This is a genomic window from Chitinophaga sp. CF418, assembly GCF_900142925.1.
Classification (GTDB): domain Bacteria; phylum Bacteroidota; class Bacteroidia; order Chitinophagales; family Chitinophagaceae; genus Chitinophaga.
In genome coordinates, this window is record NZ_FRCN01000009.1 from 68572 (window position 1) to 90347 (window position 21776).

At 46.3% G+C, this 21776-nt stretch carries 19 protein-coding genes; 17 read left to right on the forward strand and 2 right to left on the reverse strand.

The features are described 5' to 3' along the window. Positions 1 to 22: 22 nt before the first annotated feature. A complete protein-coding gene (locus tag F3I09_RS19870) occupies positions 23 to 862 on the reverse strand; it encodes a hypothetical protein (RefSeq protein WP_149696793.1) in 840 nt (279 codons plus the stop codon). Between the two features lie 103 nt (positions 863 to 965). Here F3I09_RS19870 and F3I09_RS19875 point away from each other — a divergent pair, with 103 nt between their 5' ends. From F3I09_RS19875 to F3I09_RS19925, 11 genes are all read left to right on the forward strand, one after another. Beyond that, positions 966 to 2009 (forward strand): sensor histidine kinase, encoded by a 1044-nt coding sequence (locus tag F3I09_RS19875; protein WP_223233307.1) that lies wholly within the window; start codon positions 966 to 968, stop codon positions 2007 to 2009. Then, entirely contained in the window at positions 2006 to 2707 is a 702-nt protein-coding gene (locus F3I09_RS19880; protein WP_149696794.1) for a LytTR family DNA-binding domain-containing protein, read from the forward strand. Before F3I09_RS19875 ends, F3I09_RS19880 begins: the two co-directional genes overlap by 4 nt. 104 nt (positions 2708 to 2811) lie before the next feature. Then, positions 2812 to 5049, forward strand: coding sequence for a carboxypeptidase regulatory-like domain-containing protein (locus F3I09_RS19885; protein ID WP_149696795.1), 2238 nt, complete (start codon positions 2812 to 2814; stop codon positions 5047 to 5049). A 28-nt stretch (positions 5050 to 5077) separates the two neighbouring features. Beyond that, the gene (locus tag F3I09_RS19890; protein WP_149696796.1) at positions 5078 to 5731 is read left to right on the forward strand and encodes a hypothetical protein; all 654 of its coding nucleotides are present in this window, start codon (positions 5078 to 5080) and stop codon (positions 5729 to 5731) included. Positions 5732 to 5743: 12 nt separating this feature from the next. After that, on the forward strand, positions 5744 to 5992 hold the full coding sequence (locus tag F3I09_RS19895) for a hypothetical protein (protein WP_149696797.1): 249 nt from the start codon (positions 5744 to 5746) through the stop codon (positions 5990 to 5992). A gap of 138 nt (positions 5993 to 6130) precedes the next feature. Continuing rightward, on the forward strand, positions 6131 to 6997 hold the full coding sequence (locus F3I09_RS19900; protein WP_149696798.1) for a hypothetical protein: 867 nt from the start codon (positions 6131 to 6133) through the stop codon (positions 6995 to 6997). Positions 6998 to 7075: 78 nt separating this feature from the next. Then, positions 7076 to 7429 (forward strand): Bor family protein, encoded by a 354-nt coding sequence (locus tag F3I09_RS19905; RefSeq protein ID WP_149696799.1) that lies wholly within the window; start codon positions 7076 to 7078, stop codon positions 7427 to 7429. Positions 7430 to 7465: 36 nt separating this feature from the next. Next, positions 7466 to 8977 carry an FAD-binding protein gene (locus tag F3I09_RS19910; RefSeq protein ID WP_149696800.1) on the forward strand — a complete coding sequence of 504 codons (1512 nt, stop codon included), beginning with the start codon at positions 7466 to 7468 and terminating at the stop codon, positions 8975 to 8977. Positions 8978 to 9290: 313 nt separating this feature from the next. After that, complete coding sequence (locus F3I09_RS19915; RefSeq protein ID WP_149696801.1) at positions 9291 to 10085, forward strand: ABC transporter permease; 795 nt, start codon at positions 9291 to 9293, stop codon at positions 10083 to 10085. Positions 10086 to 10088: 3 nt separating this feature from the next. Next, positions 10089 to 10862 (forward strand): ABC transporter ATP-binding protein, encoded by a 774-nt coding sequence (locus F3I09_RS19920; protein WP_223233308.1) that lies wholly within the window; start codon positions 10089 to 10091, stop codon positions 10860 to 10862. Positions 10863 to 10865: 3 nt separating this feature from the next. After that, complete coding sequence (locus F3I09_RS19925) at positions 10866 to 11882, forward strand: MlaD family protein (protein WP_149696802.1); 1017 nt, start codon at positions 10866 to 10868, stop codon at positions 11880 to 11882. 45 nt (positions 11883 to 11927) lie between these two features. Here F3I09_RS19925 and F3I09_RS19930 read toward each other — a convergent pair whose 3' ends face one another. Further along, entirely contained in the window at positions 11928 to 12818 is an 891-nt protein-coding gene (locus F3I09_RS19930) for an NAD(P)H-binding protein (RefSeq protein WP_149696803.1), read from the reverse strand. 77 nt (positions 12819 to 12895) lie between these two features. Here F3I09_RS19930 and F3I09_RS19935 point away from each other — a divergent pair, with 77 nt between their 5' ends. From F3I09_RS19935 to F3I09_RS19960, 6 genes are all read left to right on the forward strand, one after another. Beyond that, a complete protein-coding gene (locus F3I09_RS19935; protein WP_149696804.1) occupies positions 12896 to 13303 on the forward strand; it encodes a helix-turn-helix domain-containing protein in 408 nt (135 codons plus the stop codon). 222 nt (positions 13304 to 13525) lie between these two features. After that, entirely contained in the window at positions 13526 to 14068 is a 543-nt protein-coding gene (locus F3I09_RS19940; protein WP_149696805.1) for a sigma-70 family RNA polymerase sigma factor, read from the forward strand. 79 nt (positions 14069 to 14147) lie between these two features. Next, positions 14148 to 15155, forward strand: coding sequence for a FecR family protein (locus tag F3I09_RS19945; RefSeq protein WP_149696806.1), 1008 nt, complete (start codon positions 14148 to 14150; stop codon positions 15153 to 15155). A gap of 61 nt (positions 15156 to 15216) precedes the next feature. Next, positions 15217 to 18711: a SusC/RagA family TonB-linked outer membrane protein gene (locus tag F3I09_RS19950; RefSeq protein WP_149696807.1), complete on the forward strand. Its 3495-nt coding sequence runs from the start codon at positions 15217 to 15219 to the stop codon at positions 18709 to 18711. An 11-nt stretch (positions 18712 to 18722) separates the two neighbouring features. Continuing rightward, entirely contained in the window at positions 18723 to 20225 is a 1503-nt protein-coding gene (locus tag F3I09_RS19955) for a SusD/RagB family nutrient-binding outer membrane lipoprotein (RefSeq protein WP_149696808.1), read from the forward strand. A gap of 27 nt (positions 20226 to 20252) precedes the next feature. Then, entirely contained in the window at positions 20253 to 21770 is a 1518-nt protein-coding gene (locus tag F3I09_RS19960; RefSeq protein WP_149696809.1) for a DUF5689 domain-containing protein, read from the forward strand. Positions 21771 to 21776 lie beyond the last annotated feature (6 nt).

Consider the following 21776-nt stretch of genomic DNA (forward strand, 5'->3'; position numbering starts at 1 on the left):
CTTGCTTTAATGTTAAACAAGGTTAATATTCATATTCGGCCAGGGCGGCGAGTTCTTTCCCTATATTTTCTTTCCAGCGTGCCTGGGGCTCCGGCTTCAGTCCATGCTGCGTCTCTTCATCATATTTCCATTGGGTTTCCTTGTATATTCTGTATGTTTCCAGAAAGATGTCTGTTGATACCCTGTTGATATTGGCCGGAGTCAGTTGTGTATTGGCCAGTTGTTTCCGCAGTAGTCTTGCATATACTTCGCAAAGGTCAAAGTGTAATTGTTCATGCGCCAGCAGGGCTGCCGTTTTTCGTTCAGGTCTTACGCTGCTCTGGCGACAGATAAATTCATTGGTCACCACTACGCGGTTCCCTGATGCATACATGGTATCGATCCGAATACCGAAGCGGCAGGAGGTTCTGGCTGCAACGTTGGTATCACTGTTGGGTGCAGGCGTTCCTTTAAAATCATCCCAGGTCAGTTTACGGTCAGGGCTCCATTCAAATTTCTGCTCAAAAGCTTTTACATTATCGACTTTATAAAGCCGCGCGGTGATCTTATCACAATCCCCTTTATAACCTGGTTTTTTGTAGCTGGTTATTCTCACGAGGTTTGCGCCTTGTGCCCTGGCAATCTGTTTAAACCTGGCAATGATCTCTTCGTAGGTGCAGGCAGGAGAGATAGTACTGTCTGAAGAGTTGATGACAGCTATTTTGCCGTTACCGTTACCGTTGAAGCGGTCTTCCTGGCTGAGAACCAATATAAAGGTAGTGTCCGGAAGGGGTGAAATGTGGTTATCCCCGGTGCCGGGAGAGCGTTTAGGCGAGCAGGAGCAGATACAAACGGCGATGAATATATAAAGCAGGTGCTTCATTGCTAATGGATGATTTGACGCGAAGATACGGGATAGCAGGTAATCTACACATATTCCCGTTTTGTCTACGCCTTCCGTTAAATAGCTGTTAAAATGGCTATTTTTGTTACTATTAGCAATGATCGTACTACGTAATAAATATGCACTTACAGAAGGAGGAATTCATGCCCTTATCTGGGCTATGTTACTGCTTTTGCCCTATCTCGTTTCTACTCCCGCCAACGACTATAAGTTAGGCCCCATTCCCGGTTTGTTCTTCACGATATCGGGGTTTATACATATGGCTATTTTTTATAGTAATGCTTTCTTCTTTTATCCCAGGCTGATGAACCGGAAATACTGGTGGCTGTATATTCCCGTGGCCATGTTGCTCCTGTTCATCTCATTCCAGCTGAAATATCACATACTGGCTTTCTGGTTCCCTGATGTATTGAAAAACATGACGGCGTACAAATTCATTTTTGGCCCTTCGGTTGGCATCTTCTTTATCAGCATCATTTATCGCAGGGTAGCAGACAAGATCCGGTTTGAAAAGGAACAGGAGAAGAGACGGACCGAACAGCTGTCTACTGAGTTGAAGTTCCTCCGTTCCCAGATCAGTCCACATTTCCTGTTCAACGTCCTGACCAACCTGGTTTCACTGGCAAGGAAGAAATCAGACCGGCTGGAGTCTTCCCTTATCATGCTGTCAGATCTGATGCGTTACATGCTGTATGATACGCAGGGAAAGAAGGTAGTTGTCACCAAAGAGATAGCCTATCTGAAGAGTTATATAGAACTGCAGAAACTGCGTTTTGGCAGTGAGGTGTTGGTCAATACGGTGATGGATACAGAAGAGGAGACGGAATCCTATACAATAGAGCCCATGCTGCTGATACCCTTTGTGGAAAATGCATTTAAACATGGGGTAAATTACCTGGTACATCCGCAGATAGATATTCAGCTTTCGGTAAAGGATGGCCAGCTTATTTTTGATGTAAAGAACCGGTTTGATGAGGAGAACGTTACCGAGAAGGATGAGAATTCCGGTATTGGCTTATCCAATGTAAGAACGCGGCTGGACATGCTGTACAGGGATAAACATACACTACTGATCAGGAATGAGAACGGGGTATTTCATATTACTTTAACTTTGGTGCTTACATGATGCGTTGTATTGCCATAGACGATGAACTGCTGGTGCGGGAGTTGCTGGAAGACAGCATCCGGCAGGTGCCTTTTTTGCAGTTGGTAAAAACATGCAAAAATGCCATGGAAGCAATGGAGGTAATGCAGCAGGAACAGGTGGATCTCATCTTCCTTGATATACAGATGCCCAAACTAACCGGATTACAGTTTTTAAGATCACTGGCACAACCGCCAATGGTGATCCTGGTAACAGCTTATGAACAATACGCCCTGGAAGGGTTTGAACTGCGTGTGGTGGATTACCTGTTAAAGCCCTTTAGTTTTGAACGTTTCCTGAAGGCCTGCAACCATGCATATGAGTTATTCCGCTTACAACATAAAGCATCTGAAGCGCCCAAAGACTTCTTTGTATACGTGGAATATGTGCAGGTGAAAATTGTGGTGGCAGATATTGAATATATCGAAGGGCTGAAAGACTACATTAAGATTTACCTCTCATCATCCCCAAAGCCTGTGCTCACCCGCATGACCATGAAAGCAATGGAAGAGAAATTACCTGCTCCGGCGTTTATACGCACACATAAATCTTTTCTTGTGGCTGCGAAGAAGATCACGGCTGTTAAAAGAGACCTTGTTGTGATCGGCGACAAGGAAATACCTGTCAGTGAGTTCTATAAGGAAAATGTGACGCGGATGCTTAATTTATCCAAAGACTGATCATACTCATTTTCCGGTCTTGTCGTAACACTTTCCCATGTTATCTACGCTATAAAACGTCCCGCTATTTCAGCAACTAGCTTTGCCTGTAAATACTACAGGTAATGAAAAAAGCAACCCTACAATACTATCTGCCGGTCTTACTGCTGACGTTACTATGTGATATTGCTGCCGGTCAGCAAAAGGTCTCCGGAACTGTTAAAAACGATCAGGGCGCTGTTGTGCCGTTTGCTTCTGTCTCGTTTAACGGAGTTGCGCAGACACAGGCGGACAGTGCAGGTTATTTCAGCCTGGAAACAAAGGCGAGCGGCAAAAGGGTATTATCTGTTTCTGCCGTAGGATATAAGCCATTTAAAAAGGAGCTTGTTCTTACAGGTGTGCCGCTGTTGCTGGGCATTATTCTGCAGCATGATACGCGGACCTTAAATGAAGTCAGCGTCAGTGCGGGGTCATTTGACGCCAGCGACAAGGCCAAGGGAGCTGCCCTGACGCCGATAGACGCTGTGACGGTGGCGGGCAGCAATGCTGATATTACCCAGGCTTTACGTGCGTTGCCCGGCGCCCAGCAGATCGGGGAGCAGGATGGTTTATTTGTACGTGGAGGTACCAACGATGAGACTAAACAGTTTGTTGACGGTACACTACTGAAGAACCCCAATTATCCTGCTGTACCTGGTATCCGTCAGTATGCACGTATTAACCCCTTCCTGTTTAAGGGAATATTGTTCAGTTCCGGTGGTTATTCCGCTTTGTACGGTCAGGCCATGAGCAGTGCGTTGATCATGGAAAGCGTGGACCTGCCGGAGAAATCATCTGCCAGGTTCAACATCTTTCCGGCTAACTGGGGCATTGGTGGTCAGCGGCTGGCAAAGAATAACAGGAGCAGTTATGGCATTAATATCAACTATAGTGATCAGTCGTTTTATAACTCGATAGTGCGGCAGACGCCGGATTATTTCAGCGGTCCGCGGTACCTGCAGGGAGACGCCAATCTGCGGATGAAAACAGGCAAGACGGGTATGCTGAAATTGTATACCAACTGGAGCTACAGCGATGTGGGCATGTCCAATCCTGATATAGACAGTAATAACTTAAAAGACAGGTTTCAGTTAAAGGGAAAGAATACTTATACGAATCTCAGTTACCGGGATTTTCTGTCAGATAACTGGAAAATAGACGCCGGTATTGCCTTCAGCTATAACCAGGATAAAACGGTCAATCAGCTGGCAGATGCGGCTGGAGAGACACAGTATCTGCCTGATGAGCCTTTCAGAAGCAAGGCGTTCTACAGGAACATCAACACTTATTTCGCGCAGGCCAGGGCGGTATTCACCCGTATGTTCTACAACAACCAGGCAATACGTTTTGGAGCGGAACATTTTTATGCCAACGACAAAGGAGTACGAAACGATACCAATCTGGCATTGACAGATCAGCTGACGGCAGTTTTTGCGGAGGGGGACATTCGTCTTGCAGATAATCTGGCTGCAAGAATAGGCGCCCGCCTGGAATATTCCTCTTTACTGGACAAAATGGTGATCGCCCCCAGGGCCAGTATAGCCTATCGCTTAAAGGACGGCGGACAGTTCAACCTGGCATACGGCATTTTCTACCAGGAGCCGGTGAGTGATCTGTTGTACAGTAACAGGAACCTGGATTTTACGAATGCAACACATTATGTGCTGAACTATACCAGAAAGAAGAACAACTGCTTCTTCAGGGTGGAAGCCTATTACAAACAGTATAACAAACTCGTAAAGACTTATCCCGTTTTTAGTAATGGCGGGAACGGGTACGCCAAAGGCATTGAGCTCTTCTGGCGGGATAAGCGATCCGTGAAAGACCTGGATTACTGGATCACTTACACTTACCTGGATACGAAGCGGAATTTCCTGGATTATCCATATGCATTAAAACCTGCTTTTGCCGCGCCTCATACGGCTACCATTGCCATCAAGAAAATGTTCCAGGCCATCAATACCAATGTGAACGTCTCTTATTCTGTAGCTGCAGGACGGCCTTATTATGATATCCGTTACAGCGCAGATGGGGATGGGTACAAGGTGTTCGACCAGGGTAAGACGCGCGCTTATAATGTGTTGAACCTGCACATCGCCTATCTCACCAGGTTATTTAAGAAAGGAAAATGGCAGGACTTTTCAGGCATTGGCATGGGGGTAACCAATCTGCTGGGTACAAGGCAGGTATTCGGTTATCGCTACAGTGCTGATGACGGCAACAAGGTAGCCGTTACCCTGCCCGCCACCCGGGGCTATTACCTGGGCATATTCATGAGTATAGGCATTGACCGTACGGACGATTTTCTGAACGAGCATTTATAAATACATCTTTAACCAAAAAAGAAAGAACATGAAGAAAACAATGTTATCCATGCTGGTACTGCTGTTGTGTTATTACAGCAACTTCGCGCAGTCGGCCGGCAATACAAATGAACTGCAAAATGCAGTTGCCAGACTGGATAAGGCTTCCGGCGTGACGGATTATGAAGCGCTGGAAAAGGAATTTGCCGGGATCGCAGCCCGGCAGGCAGACTGGCTGCCTTACTACTATGCGGCTTTCTGTAACGCAAAGATCGGATTCCTTTACCAGGACGATGGAGAGAGAATAGAACCATACAGTAAGAGGGGAGAGGAACAGGCATTAAAAGCCAAAGCCCTGCTGGATACGGCTACTCAGAAGAAAGAACTTTCGGAACTATACACCGTGATGAGTATGGTGTACCGTACCAGAGTATTCATCAATCCCATGACATATGGGAGGAAGTTTGGAGTGTTATCAGGACAGTATCTGCAGAAAGCAAAAGAACTGAGCCCGCAAAACCCAAGGGCGATATATGTAGATGCATGGGTAAAGTACTACACGCCTAAGATGTGGGGAGGCGATAAAAACCTCGCCAGACAACTGGCCAATGAAAGCCTTGCGCAGTTGCAACATGCTACCGCAGGTACTGCACCTCACTGGGGAAAGGCGGAGAATATGGAACTATTAAGTCATTACAAATAAAACTGTAAACATATGGGACTCGCATTTATTATCATCATACGGATACTGTTCGTTACCTGTATGGTGTTCATTATCGGGTATATTTTCGGAGGATTTTCGAAGAAACCGGCACTGACTACATTGAGTAAGGTCGCGGCAATACTGGTGATCGTATTGTTTATTGCGGCGAATGCATTTTTTATGCGTTTTGCCTTTGCACATGGACACGGATATGGGTGTTACCGGGATCACCAGCAGCAGATAGAGAGAGATGACCGGTGAGGATAAATCCGGTGCATTAAACGGGAGTACTTGTTTAAGGTATTCCCGTTTTTTTGTTTAGAAAGTGTCGCCAGTCTGACCTACATTTACAACGTCTATGTTCCTGTGCTATCGTTATCACCCCTTAAAATCTCCTCTATGCAAAAGATGCCCCTTTTTCTGACCAGCGTCATTGGCTGTCTGTTTATGAGTGCCTGTATTAAAGAACCTCCACATGAAGATCCTTATCATCCACCGGTTGATTCAACTGTTTGTGATGCCCAGAGTCTTGTTGTGGGTGTTTCTGATTTCCAGTGCCCCCAGTATTCGGGATATGTCAGGATGTACAAAACATATGCTCCTGACGGCACTATCAGGTTCATGCAGGTGACGGTCGGAGCGTTTGATCAGAAAGAAAGCTATCACGTAAAAGTGTTGTACGCAAAGAATGGAAGGAAGCTGTTCCTGCTAGATTCCGCCTCGATGGATACCGTGTTCCGGGCTACCATCGATATGCAGAACAGGGCGATCAGTTCCCAGCTCAGACATCCGCATGATGCAGGCTGGTATCCGGAACAGGCTTACACCTATAACTCGTTTAACAGGATCAATAATATTGCACAATTTAAATTTACCTACGACATAAACGGAGACCCTGCCACGATGATCGATACCATCAATGGAGGGGGGATGGGATGGTCTCATGTAATAGATGAAATTCCTATCAAGGGAGCTTATTATTTAACGGAGGGTTATCTGGGTATTACAGATAATGTCGAGATCCTGTCTTACCTGGGACACATTGATACGCAGCCCCGTTACAGGGTGGAAGTGACCAGCAGTTCATATCCGGGGAACACCTTTTTCAGGGAGCTGCAGGGCCAGACGGAAAGTCCACTTGGGTATATTAATTATGCCTATAGCGCTTATTGTCTGGAAGGCGAGCGCACCGGTTCCTATGCTTTGGTTAACTGGCGCTGTCCGGCTTCCGCCGGAGGCGTTACTTATGCCGCTACTAAAAAATAAGAGATTTTCAAAAGGGTGGAAGGTATCTGAAGGTACTTTTCACCCTTTTTATTTCCTATTTTAGTAGAAAATATTGCTATGCGTTACCCCAAATTCCACCATCTTGCCATGGCTGTTATATTGACAGTTATGGTACTATGCGCCAGTAGTTGCTATTCTTATCGTATTGCTACTCACGCGCTTCCTTCTACAGGTGTTACACCCATGAACAAAGTCAGGACTTACAGCCTATTCTGGGGCCTGCTCAACAAGCCGCAGATCATCCATACGCCTGTATGCGATTCGCTGGGCGTAAACGGTGTGGCGGAAGTCCGTGTTAAGAATAACTTCGGAAATGCGCTCTTAACTGTTTGTACACTTGGGATCTATTGCCCGCTGTCGCTGGAATGGAAGTGTGCAACTCCGTGTCAGCCGCAGACAGACCCTTTGTAAGCATTTTTATTTCTTTCACCCCAACATTCATCCACTATGAAAATTATTAAAAACGGCGCCTTCAACTGGCAAAATGAGCATAGTACGTTTACTCAGCCGATAAAAGACCTTTATGATCTTGCCAATGAGACGACAGGTCAGGCATTGGATATTTATAACGACGCTACCCGGGGCATACAGCAGATCATCAAAGAAGCGATACAGACCAATACCCCATTGAAAGCCCTGGGCGGTAGCTGGTCATTTAGCCCCATAGCGGCTACTAAGGGGATCATTCTTAATACCAAACCACTGAACATCCGTTTTACGGTGTCAGCAGGCAGCGTGTCGCCCAAATATACCCGCGATCCGAAATACCTGTGTATGGCACAGTGTGGCAACCGGATATGGGAACTGAGCAAACACCTGCACGATCGTGGACAGTCTCTTTCTGCCAGTGGGGCCAGTAACGGACAAACCATTGCAGGCGCTATTGCTACCGGCACCCATGGCGCGGCGCTGGATTTCGGGGCTATACAGGAAAGTGTGGTGGCCCTGCATATTATTACCGGTCCGGATACACATATCTGGCTGGAACGTTCATCCTACCCTGTCATGGCAGATACTTTCGCGGACAAGCTGGGCGCCACATTATTGCGGGACGACGAGGCATTTTATGCGGCACTGGTGGGCATCGGAGCGATGGGTTTTGTACATGGCGTGTTAATAGAGGCAGAAGACGATTTCCTGCTGGAATCTTACCAGCGCCGTGTGCCATATGATGATGCCCTGATCAGGCAGATGAAAACACTGGATTTCAGTAATCCGAAGTTGCCCTTTCCGGGAGTGAGGCCTTTTCATATGCAGGTGCTGATCAATCCTTACGACATGAAAAACGGGGTCTATATGACCGCTATGTATAAACGTCCCTACCGGAGTGATTATACACCGCCGACGGCCAATGCAGCGGGGATAGGTCCGGGGGATGACGCACCCTGTTTCATCGGAAAACTGGCAGGAGTAATACCAGGACTGGTGCCACTGATGGTCAACAAGGTGCTGGCGGGAAGCCTCAACATCCACGAAAAACAGTTTGGCCGGCTGAGTGAGATCTTCAACAATACCACTTTACATGGAAAACTGGCCAGTGCCGCTATTGGGTTACCGCTGTCTGCCGTAGAGCAGGTCGTGAATGTACTGATGGAGACGAATGAAGCGAAAGGACCCTTTGTAGGACTCTTTGCCTTCCGTTTTGTGAAATCGTCTGCCGCTACCCTGGCTTTCACCCGTTTTGCACCCGTTACCTGTGTGCTGGAGCTGGATGCCGTGCTCTCTCCGGAGACATTGGGCTTTTATGATGCGGTATGGAACAAACTGGAACAATTGAATATTCCTTATACATTTCATTGGGGTAAAATGAGCACTATTGGCCCCGACCGTTTGCGCCGGATGTATGGCAACAGCCTTGATAAGTTTCTCCTGGTCAGGTCCAGGATCATTGAACCTGCGGTAGCAGGTATTTTCAGCAATGACGTCATGAAGCAATGGGGGATAGACCCGGTAAGCTGATCCGTAGCATTGTCGCTGACTTTCAATACGATAAACCAATATCTCATCCGTAGTCAAAGTTGCACAGAACGGATTTTACTGTGCAACTTTGACTACAGGTCCCGCCATTTTAGCTGCTATTAAAAGACATCTGCATTTAAATTTTTATTATTAAATAGTTACATATGCAATCCCATTGCAGATAAGTCCGTATCTTGGAATTTTACCGTGAATTGTTGATACCTTTGCCGCCGGTTTAACAAACGAGAACTAAAATTGTATTTAGTAATTAAATACCAGGCTACTTGTATTAGCAATTCCTTAAAAACAGCGAATGGACTCAAATATTGAACAACCGGAGAAACCAGTTATCTCGAAGGGTATTGATGGCTTTTTCAAAGACATTTACAACATTTTCTTATTTCTGGCCAGGATCTTTACGGAAGCCTTTAAACGACCCATAGAAGTGCGTGAAGTGATCCGTCAGTGTTATCAGGTGGGATATAAGTCCCTCGCCCTGATCACGATGACGGGATTTATAACCGGTCTTGTATTCACTAAACAGTCCAGACCTTCCCTCTCAGAATTCGGCGCTACTTCCTGGCTGCCTTCCCTGATATCGATCGCTGTGATCAGGGCATTGGCGCCACTGGTAACAGCCCTGATCACAGCCGGTAAGGTAGGATCGGGTATAGGCGCTGAGCTGGCATCTATGCGGGTAACCGAACAGATAGACGCTATGGAGGTTTCTGCGATCAATCCATTCAAGTTCCTGGTAGTAACAAGGGTAATGGCCACAACCATATCTATTCCCATCCTGGTGGCCTACACGGGCCTCGTTGGAATGTTGGGTTCTTTCCTGGATATCCATCTGAATGAACAGACCTCTTTCATCAGCTTTTTCCAGGAAGCCTTTAAAAATATTTACTTCATCGACTTCATTACCACAGGTGTTAAAGCGGTGGTATTTGGTTTTACAATTGGTGTGGTAAGCTGTTATCAGGGTTATAATGCCACCCAGGGTACGCAGGGAGTGGGTAAGGCTGCTAACCTTTCCGTGGTGATATCCATGTTCCTGATCTTTCTCGAAGAGGTATTTATTGTTCAAATAGCCAACTCTATCCGTTAAAATATGAAGTCATTTACGCCGGAAATAAATATGAACGAAAAGGTGATTGACATCCATAACCTGTATAAGTCTTTTGGAAGCAATCATGTGCTGCGCGGTATTGATATTGACGTGCATAAGGGGGAAAATGTTGTGGTACTGGGACGTTCAGGCACCGGAAAATCGGTATTGATCAAGATCATAGCCGGTTTGCTGGCACCGGACTCCGGTACGGTGAATGTACTGGGCCGGGAAGTGGACAAACTGGATAGCGTGGAGTTGAGGGAATTGCGTCTCAAAGTAGGATTTTGCTTCCAGCATGGTGCGTTGTACGATAGTATGACGGTAGGAGAGAACCTGGCTTTTCCGCTCAAACGGAATACGCCTAAGATCACCAATGCGCAGGTTAGAAGAATGGTAACGGTGGTACTGGAGGCCGTTGGCCTGGCCAGGACTATTGACCAGATGCCTTCAGAGCTGTCTGGCGGACAGCGTAAACGTATCGGCATTGCCCGTACGCTGATCCTGCGTCCTGATGTTATGTTGTATGATGAACCCACTGCAGGACTGGACCCCATTACCTGCACTGAAATAAATAACCTGATCAATGAGGTACAACGCCGCTTTCATACCAGTTCCATCATCATTACGCATGATCTTGCCTGCGCCAAACAGACGGGAGATAAGATCGTGGTAATGAAAGAAGGGAAATTTGTAAAGCAGGGTAATTTTGAAGAGGTATTCAGTACACAGGATGACCTCATCAAGGAATTTTATGATTATAATTTTATACAGTAAGATATGAAAGAATCAAGCAACAGACGCGCCGTTATCGTAGGCATTTTTATAGTTATAGGTTTGCTGATCGTTATCACAGGCGTACTTACACTTGGTGGACAAAAGAAGGCATTTGTAAAGGCGGTGCGCGTCACCGCCATCTTCAATGACGTTGGCGGTGTGCAGACAGGTAATAATGTGTGGTACTCCGGCGTAAAGGTGGGAAACGTGAAGAAGATCACTTTTCTCGAGCATAATAAGATAGAAGTAGCAATGAACATAGAAGAAAGTTCAGCTAAATTCATACATAAGGATGTACTGGCAAAAGTAGGTTCCGATGGTCTTGTTGGTAACAAGATCATTGCGCTGTCCGGCGGTTCAGACAATTTGCCTGCTATCCAGGACGGCGATCAGCTGAAAGTTGCCGTAAATGTCAGCCCTGATGAGATCCTGGCCACCCTGCAGGAGAACAATAAAAACCTGGTGGGTATTACAGGCAATCTGAATACCCTCAGCAAAAAGATCTTAAATGGAGAAGGTTCCATTGGTAAACTGGTAAATGACGAGACCTTGTATAGCAACATGTCCCTGGCCGTTGCTTCCCTGCAGAAGTCTGCCAATAATACGGAACGCCTTACCCAGGGACTGGCTGATTATGCCGCCAGTCTGCGTAAAGAAGGTACGCTCACTAACGACCTGGTTACGGATACCACTATATTCAGGAATCTTCGTTCTGCAGTGACGCAGATGAATGCTGTGGCTAACAATGCCAATGATGTAGTCGCCAATCTGAAAAGCACTACCCAGGGACTGAATGAGAACCTGAACAGCACAAATTCTCCCGTAGGCGTGTTACTGAATGACCAGCAGTCAGGCGAAGATCTGAAACAGATGCTGAAGAACCTGAACATCAGTACCGGCAAACTGAATGAAGACCTGGAGGCAGCACAACATAATTTCCTGCTGAGAGGATACTTTAAGAAAAAGGCCAAACGCGAAGAACAGGCCAAAAAAGATAGCATTAAGAACGCTCAGAAATAATTGAAACAAACAAGCCGCGTAATCATTACGCGGCTTGTTTGTTTATCAGGCATGTGATGCATAAGCTCCTGCAAACTCACCGGCAAAGTCCTCCAGTCTGATGCTGCCATAAGCGTCGCTTTCATTGCGACGGTAATCATCGAACAGTCCTCCTTCTCTTAAAGCAACGCCGATCTCGATCATATACACTTTCGCCATTTCCTCACTCATCCCGCTTTTTACCATCCCTTGTAAAAGGGCCTCATCAGGAAATGTTATCCATGATAGTGCCGGCTGGTTAACGGCCCGGCCCAGAATGTCTGCAATCTCAGCACCGTTCTTCTCATCGCCTGCTACATAGCGTACACTCTTTCCGCTGAAAGAAAGGGAATCTAATGCATCAGCAGCGGCATCTGCAATATCGCGTGGGTGGGAGAGTACCATTTTTACATCTGCGCCGAAATTATTACCAATAATATGCTGGTGCATGATCATGGGAATAGCCCCAAAGAAATTGGTATAGAACATGCCGGGGCGCAGGTGTAAAACATGTACGCCAGGCAGCGCATTCAGTTGTTGCTCAACATAATAGTTCCCTTTTGTGGGGCCTGGACCATCTGGCAGATGGGCGCCGATAGCACTCAGGTTCACCACATACTTTACGCCTGCAGCAGCAATGGCGGTGGCATAATGATCGCCTACTGTTTTCATATAATTGATCACATCTGTATAGTGAGGCGGGATCATGGTAAATACCGCGTCTGCACCTGCAAATGCGCGCTGCAGGAACGCAGGATCGTTTACCTGGCCAATGGCAGGGATGGCCTGCAGGGCGGTAATAGCGGCAGCCCTTTCAGGGCTGTGACTGATGACGGTTACTTCGTGTCCTTTGGCGGTCAGCTGGCTGGTGAGTCTTTGTCCGATGTTCCCCAGGGAACCTGTAATAGTGATTTTCATGTCATTTATATTTTGTTTGACAAAAGTAGAATTGTACTTACTTTTGTACAAGTACTTACCCTGGAGTATGTATAACTATGGCAACGATAAAAGAAAACTCGACGATACAGGCCAATAAGCGATCTGCTTTTGAAGAATGCCCTGTAACATATGTAATGGAGAAGATAGGCGGCTATTGGAAGCCTATCATCTTATTCCAGTTATTGTCCGGTCCTAAACGATACAGTGATCTCAAAAAGGGGATTCCTGATATTACAGAGAAAGTATTGATCCAACAGTTAAAACAGCTGGAAGCACAAGACCTGCTGATCAGGGAAGCTAAACCAGTTGTACCTCCACACGTTACGTATAGCCTTACTAAAGCAGGGATGGGATTGAAGCCGGTATTATATGCCATGGCCGTATGGGCGGCAGAAGACAGCGTAGAACATGGCTCAACATTCCGCAGGAATATGCAACAGTTCCCGGGATTGGAAGAAGCATAAAAATATCCCCTAAAGTTAACAATGACTTAATGCAAGCTTAACATTGCACATATATTTTAGCGCCCGGAAAAATAGTACCAGTCAGAGTATTAGCGTATTGTCAAGAATGTCAATGTATTGAATGTCTATCATGCCGGCAACAGGGTCTCGTGTTTCAATAGTCTTAACATTGTCTTTACAAAGGCAGCGTACTTTTGTTCGTAAATACCAGGTTAAATAAAAATGCGATCCAATACCACACATAGTGCTTCATCGGACCCTGAGATGTATTTTGACAGGTTATTCAAAGATACCTACGCTAATACCATCGCATACCTGGAGAAAATCGGCAATAATAAAGAACTTGCCCGCGACCTCGCACAGGAAGCATACCTGAAGGTCTGGCAGAAACTGGATCTGCTGCCTGCAGCGGAGGAGGAAGCGTTGCGTTATATATTGATCATATCGCGGAACTGCTTCCTGGACCATCTTAAGCTGACACTGAAAGAGAAGAAACAGCAGGACGCCTACGCCACTGTATATATAGAAACAAGCGCTGTTGTCAACCATATGGAAGTCAAGGAACAACAGCAGATCATCGACCATACCATTAATACCCAGGAAGAAGCCGCCCGCCGTTTCTATCTGCTGAACAGGGAAGAAGGCCTTACGTATAAAGAGATCGCATTGCAGGAAGGCGTCTCTGAAAAAACTGTGGAGCGCTACATCGGCAGAGTGCTCCGTACCCTCCGCACCCGCCTTGCCAGCTTACTTTTCCTTTGGTAACAATTCCTTAACCTTATTAGCTGACGGTAACACAATTGTTTTGTGGTTCTTTTAATAAACACAAAACAAAGTCAGCTAAATGGACCTACAGGACATCCGGAAAAGATTGGAAGATTGCAGATCAGGTAAATTGACCTCCGCTGAAAAAGAGGAGTTACACCATGCATTGTCTGCTCTCACTGAAGATGAGCATGCGGCGTTATTCCCTGTGGAGGATTATTTACAGCAAGGGAAATTCCAGTTGCCGGAGGATGAAGTGACCGCTGCACTGGCCCGCTTAAAGCAGACGGTAAAACCTGCAGGCAGGGTGATGCTGCTGACACGCTGGAGAAAGGTGAGTAAGTATGCCGCCATTCTTGTGCTGGTGGTGGGTAGTACATTTCTCTTGAGGAAGACTACAGGTCTTTTTAGCAAGGACGGGAACGCAGGGCAGATTGCCAAACGTTTCCGTGCTATGAAAGTACCTGATGGTAACCACGGGACATTGATATTAAAAGACGGTACACGCATTATTATAAACGGAGGAAGTGAATTACTCTATCCTGAAAACTTTGACGGAGCAGAACGTCTGGTATACCTCAAAGACGGGGAAGCTTATTTTGATATAGCGAAAGATGCGGCTCATCCATTTATTGTAAAGACCCCGCAAATGAGAGTGAGGGTACTGGGTACCTCCTTTTCCATAAGAGATTACAGAGACGAAAAGCATGCATCCGTATCTGTAAACAGTGGTAAGATCGCATTGGAAAACCTTTTGGCAATAGGCCCCTGGCTTGAACTGACAGCAGGCAATGGTTCGGTAATAGATAAATATAAAGGGACAATTACAAAACAGGACATAGACACTACAGCTACAACTGCCTGGATAAGGGGAGAGTTTGCCTTCCAGGATGCCGCTTTGCAGCAGGTATTGCAGGTACTCCAACACAAGTATGCGGTGCGTTTTGACGTGAAGGATTCAACACTGCTGAAGCGCAGATTTACTGCTACTTTCAGGAACAACAGTATCCAGAATATCATGCAGCAATTGATGCAGATGGGCAATATCAAATACACTATTACAGACAACCTGATATTAATACAATAAAAAAACTACCCTACTGTAACAGGGTGTAACAATTCGGTACAAAAGCTAAATTTTTTAATGAATGGACAAAAGTACAAATAGGCGGGGAGGCCCGCTAGGGAATTGCTGTCCGCAACTGAAAGGAATAATCAGATCTGCGGGGCTGTTAGTACTATTATTTTTAGCAGCATTCGTGCCATCTGTCAATGCACAATCAAATGAGCCTAAGCTGGACATTGCAATAGAAAACCAGCCGCTTAAAAACGTGTTCCAGTTTATTCAGAAGAACACCCCCTACCTCGTTAATCATAGCGAAGATGAAGTGAACACCGGCGTAAAGGTATCGGTGAATATGAAAGGCGCTACTGTTGCTGAAATATTAAGAACAGCGCTGCGCAGTACCGAATATGAATTTGTTCGCAATGGGAATGCATTCGTGATCATGCGTAAGCAACTGGATATTGTCATCCGTGGTAAAGTAACAGATGAAAAAGGTGAGGCATTGATCGGTGTGAATGTGCGTCCGAAAAATGGCGGCAGGGGTACTATTACCAACAATAACGGTCAGTATACCATTGCGATACCTTCTCCCGGCACTACGCTGGTATTCTCTTTCCTGGGTTATACCAACCGTGCTATCCCTGTATCGGAAACACAAGCGCTGAATGTGCAGATGGTTCCTGATGCCAAAGCGCTGAATGAAGTGGTGGTAACTACTGCACTGGGTATCAAACGTGATGAGAAAGCACTGGGTTATGCCGCCACTGTAGTAAAGAATGAACAGCTGACAGACGCCATATCAGGCAACTGGACAGATGCATTGTCCGGTAAAGTAGCTGGTCTGAACCTGGTACGGTCCAATGCAGGTCCTACCGGTTCCAACAAGATCATCCTGCGTGGTGAGAGTAACCTGAGCGGCGACAATGAAGCGCTGATCGTGGTGGATGGTGTGGTGATCAACCAGAGTAGCGGTCGCCGTAGCGCGGTAACAGGAGAGTCTTCCTATGGTACGAGCAGTGATAATATGCCGGCTGACTATGGTAGCGGTCTGAATGATATCAACCCTGAAGATATTGAGTCTATCACTATATTAAAAGGCCCCGGTGCAGCTGCATTGTATGGTGGCCGTGGCGCCAATGGTGCCCTGATCATTGTGACAAAGGCCGGTAGTAACCGCAGAAAGGGCTTAGGTGTATCCTTCAACTCCAATGCATCCAGGGAGTCTGTAAACCGCTGGCCTTCCCTGCAGTATGAGTATGGGCAAGGTCTGGACGGCGCTACTTATTACTCCTATGGCACTTCTCCGGACGGTCAGGCGAGCACCAGCGGTACAAGCTCCGCTTATGGTCCGCGTTTCGAAGGACAGATGTTCTACCAGTACGATCCTGTAACGCAGGCGCAGGGAAAAGAAAAAACACCATGGGTGGCTTATCCTCACCAGTTGGAGAAGTTTTTTAATACCGGAAATACTGTAACTAATACCATCAGCCTGGACGGTGGTACTGATAAAACAACTGCCCGTTTCTCTTTCACTAATGTGTACAACGACTGGATCGTGCCTAATACCGGTTACAAACGTAACACCGTATCCATGTCTGTTAACTCTAAAGTAAATGACAAACTGCAGATCTCTTCCAAGGTAAACTATACCAATAAATGGAGCGACAACCTGCCAGGTTCCGGTTATGGTAACCAGTCACTGATGTACTGGTACATTTTCTGGCAGCCGAATGCCAACCTGGACTGGCTGAGAAACTATTGGGCGAATGGTCAGGAGAATAAAGTGATCAAATATCCTTTCAGCTCCTTCCCTGAGAACCCGTACGCGGTGTCTTATGAGTTCCTTAACCGGACTAACCGTCATGGTATTACCGGTAACGTACAGGCTACCTATAATTTCACTAAAGAATTAAGCTTCCAGGTAAGGACTTCCGTAGACTTTGCCTATGAGCAACGTGCCCAGGAGCGTCCTTATGACGCCGGCGCCAAACTGCCCAAAGGTAGTTACCGTACACAGAGCATCTTCGCGATGGAGGCCAGCAGTGACTTCCTGTTGAAATATGCCAAAAGAGTATCAAAAGATTTCGAATTCTCTGTGACTGCGGGTGGAAGCAATCTGAAGAACAACTATAATAAGGACGAGGTGCGCGCCGACTCCCTGACATATCCGGGCATCTTTACAATGGCGAATGCTGCAGGTCCCCTGGTAACGATTCCTGCGAAAAGCACTTATACTATCAACAGTTTCTATGGATTGCTGGCGATGAGCTATAAGGAGTTTCTCTTCCTCGACCTCACAGGCCGTAGCGACTGGACCAGTACCCTGGCTACTCCCAGCCGTACTACCAATGCCGGTTTCTTTTATCCATCAGCTAACCTGAGTTTCATTGCTTCAGAAGTATTCAAACTGCCTAAAGCGGTGAGCTTTGCAAAACTCAGATTGTCGGCGGCCGGTGTAGGTAGCGGTGGTACAACTGCTTACCAGACAGCTTACAGCTATATTTCAGCGGGCAGCCTGTATAGCGGTGGCCTGGAAAACCCATCACTGCTGGCTAACCCGGATCTGAGACCACTGAGAACAGTTTCCTATGAGGCCGGCGCTAATGCAAAGTTCTTTAACAACCGTTTAGGTTTTGATCTGGCGGTATATAGAGGTCTTAGTAAAGACCAGCACCTGAAACGTATCGTTGACCGTGCTTCCGGTTATACCTCTATCCTGATCAATGCAGGTGAGGTGAGCAACAGGGGGATTGAGCTGGCGGTGAATGGTACACCTGTTTCCACGAAGAGCGGATTCAAATGGAATACAAACATTGTTTTCTCCTCTAACCGTAACAGGATCGAGAAACTGCTGGACAGCTCCCTCGTACTGCAGACAGGCCCTGTAGGTGGCGGTCAGCTCCTAGCAAAGGTAGGTGGCAGCATGGGGGATCTATATGGAAGAGGTTATCAACGTGCCCCTGACGGACAGATAATCTACGATGGCACCACTGGTGTAGCATTGCTCACAGAAGGTGTGAAATACCTGGGTAACACCAATCCTAAATGGAAACTGGGCTTCAGCAACGATTTCTACTTCAAACAATTCCACCTGAACCTCTTGTTTGATGCACAATATGGCGGCGTAGCACATTCACTGACACACTATAAACTGGCAGAGCAGGGTAAAACAACCAACACACTGCCTGGAAGATATAATGGTATCATTGGTAATGGTGTAATAGCAGACGGAGATGGTAAGTTCAGAAAGAACGACGTGATCGCTACGGATATCGATGAATATTACCGCTCTCACTTTGGTACAGACAACGCAGAAGGCAGCACCTTCCGTACTGACTTCGTTAAATTCAGAGAGGCGCGTCTGGATTATACACTGAATCCAAAACTGGCTAAACGCATCGGTTTCCAGCGTGCAACATTCGGCGTGTATGGCCGTAACCTGTTCATCTGGACAGACTGGCCAATATTCGATCCTGAGTTTGGTACGCTGAATGGTTCTGACATTATGCAAGGGTTTGAAATAGGTCAGTTCCCATCCACCCGTACAATTGGATTCAACCTGGTACTTGCACTCTAATTTTTGAAACAATGAAGAAGATTATATACACAATAACAAGCCTTGCACTGGTGAGCAGCATTATGCTCTCTTCCTGTACGAAAGATTTCACCAGGATCAATACAGATCCAAATGGTACGCCTACGGCCCTGCCACAGCAGCTGCTGGCCCCTGCACTGGTGGGAGCACTGACAAATACCATGTTGCGTAACCGTAGTTTTAATAATGAGTTAATGCAGGTAACAGTAGATCCGAGTGATGCAGAAGGAAGGGTATTCAGATATGATTATCGTCCCGGCGTATCAGATGCTTTATATAACGGCCTATATTCTGAACTGACCAACTTTAAGGACATCTATAAGGTAGCCAGCCAGGAGCTGAACAACAATAAGTCCTATATGGGTATTTCGCTGATCTGTCAGTCATGGATCTATTCCATACTGACAGATACCTATGGTGATATCCCATACTTTGAATCCAACCTGGCAAAAGACAGTGCTATCTATGAGCCAAAATTTGACACACAGAAAGATATCTATACCGATATCTTCAGTAAGCTGGATACGGCAAACGTACTGTTATCAGCGGGTACAGGCATCCTGCCTTCCAGCGATCCTGTGTATGGTGGTAACGTAGCTAACTGGCGCAAGTTTGGTAACTCTCTCTACCTGCGCTTGCTGATGAGAGTATCAGGCAAAGCTGAAATGGCGGAGTTCTGCAAGGCCAAGATCAAACAGATAGTGGAAACCTTTCCTATCATGGCAAGCAATGATGAATCGGCTATCCTGAGATGGACAGGTGTTGGTCCTTATTCTTCTCCTTTACTGAGCGTAAGGGAACAGGACTTCAGACAGCCGGGACTGGCCAGTTTCTTCATAGACCACCTGTCAGACTGGAATGATCCCCGCATTGATATCCCGACCTATGGTGTTGGTGGCATTAACAGGTGGGGTATAGCTCCCTATTCCGGTAATTACCAGGGTATACCAAGCGGTTACGCGCCGGGAGAGAATCCTGTAAAGAAATGCTATTTCTATTCCAATACATCATCTTCTTCCCTGATGACAGAACCATTGACGGGTTTGATGATGAACTATGCTGAGCTGAAGTTCATCCTGGCGGAAGCGGCGTTAAAGGGTTGGATAAGCGGTTCTGCAGAAACGTATTATAATGACGGCGCCCTGGCAAGTATTACCCTCTGGCTGCCTTCATGGCCTAAAAAGATACAGGACTTCCTGGTGGAGGCGGATATTCAGTGGATGGAGAGCTTAACCTTTGATGAAAAGATGGAAAGGATCCATCTGCAGAAATACTATGCTTTGTTCCTCGTAGACTTCCAGCAGTGGTTTGAGTACCGCCGTACCGGCCATCCGGTATTGCCTAAAGGCGCAGGTCTGAAGAACAACGGCGTAATGCCTGCAAGGATGGTATATCCGGTATATGTACAATCTACCAATCCTACAAATTATAAACTGGCTGTTGCCAATCAGGGACCTGATCAGATCTATACACAGGTTTGGTGGCAAAAACCATAATTGATATTAATTATGAAAAATACTGTCATGAAAAAGATCTTAATATACTCCTTCTTTTTATCGTCTGTGATCTCTTTATGGGGATGCAAAAAAGAAACCTATCCTGGTGGTCAGATCAGCCCTTACATAGCTCTTTACGATATCAGGAATCTCTATAAAGGACATGGTGATGTGACACTGAACACGGCCAACATGCTGGGATCTACCAGCATTGCAGCGATGGTAGTATCAGATCATTCCGGCGGCAATCTGCCAGCCGGATTATTGATCGTACAGGATGCGCGCCGTTTATCCCTGCTGCGGGGTATTGCTATTCCTTTGGGTGCAGATGCAGCCAGTTATGTACCTGGCGATTCTGTTATCATTCACGTGGAAGGTGCTGTATTGAAAAAAGTGGACGGCGTCCTGCAGCTCATTGGTATCAAAAACAGTGATATTAAAAAAGTGTCTTCGGGAAATGCCATTCCTATTACAATAATATCATCTGACAAAATGATCGCCGATCCCGACGCTTATGAAAGTGTATTGTCTGTGATTGCAAAAGGAACCTTTGATCCACTGCCTGATTCAAATGCCGTATTGTCTGGCGACAGGAGCCTGAATGACAGTTATGAGAACATTACCCTGCATACAGAAGCTAACGCTGCTTTTGCTCAGCAAAAGACAGTGTTTAACGCTAACTACTACGGTATTCTCTTTAATAATGCAAGCGGTACGAACCCAGAATTCAGGATACGTACAGGAAAAGATGTACAGGTACTCAGCTCCACAATTGAAGTAACGCCTGTGATCATTACCGGTTTTATGAGTGATGTAAAAGGAGGAGATGGAAACTATGAATATGTGCAGATGATGGCTACAACCGATATCGATTTTGCGGCTACTCCTTATGCAGTAGTTGTTACCAATAATGCCAATGCATCAACTCCGACAGGCTATCCATCTAAAGGCTGGGCAACTGGTGATATGCGTACCTACAAGTTCAGCCTGAGCAAAGGTAAAGCAGCCAGGGGCTCCTTCTTCTATGTTGGAGGTTCCGGTAAAACGATCAATGGTTCCGGGTCTACCAGTATGAGCAGCAGCAACTGGATCAGAGCTTTCGATTATACCAAAAATGATGGAGATGGTTTCGGTCTGAAAACCGGTGGTTTACTGGCGAATAGTGGTAACGCATTCGGCATCGCGGTATTCAAAGATTCTACCGTTACAGCAGATTCAAAGCCGGTGGATGTGGTCTTTATTGCTACAGGTGGTAGTTTGTACTCCAGCGGAAAAGGATATCGTATTGCCAATACTGACTTCTACGATATCAAGCACCCGATCACACAGGCATCCCAGCCGTTCTACAGACAGGGTTCCAATGTCCGTGCGCTTAGCTATAATACCGCTGACCTTGGCTATTTCAATATGCTGGGTGGGGTTTATAATCCTTCAATTGGAAAATGGGCAAGAGTAAGATTACAGAAAAATGTCCTGCTGACCAAATCCTCCGCTATTACCGAGATTGAAGGCCAGGGATCTACCGTACTCAAAACAAAAGATTAACAGTTT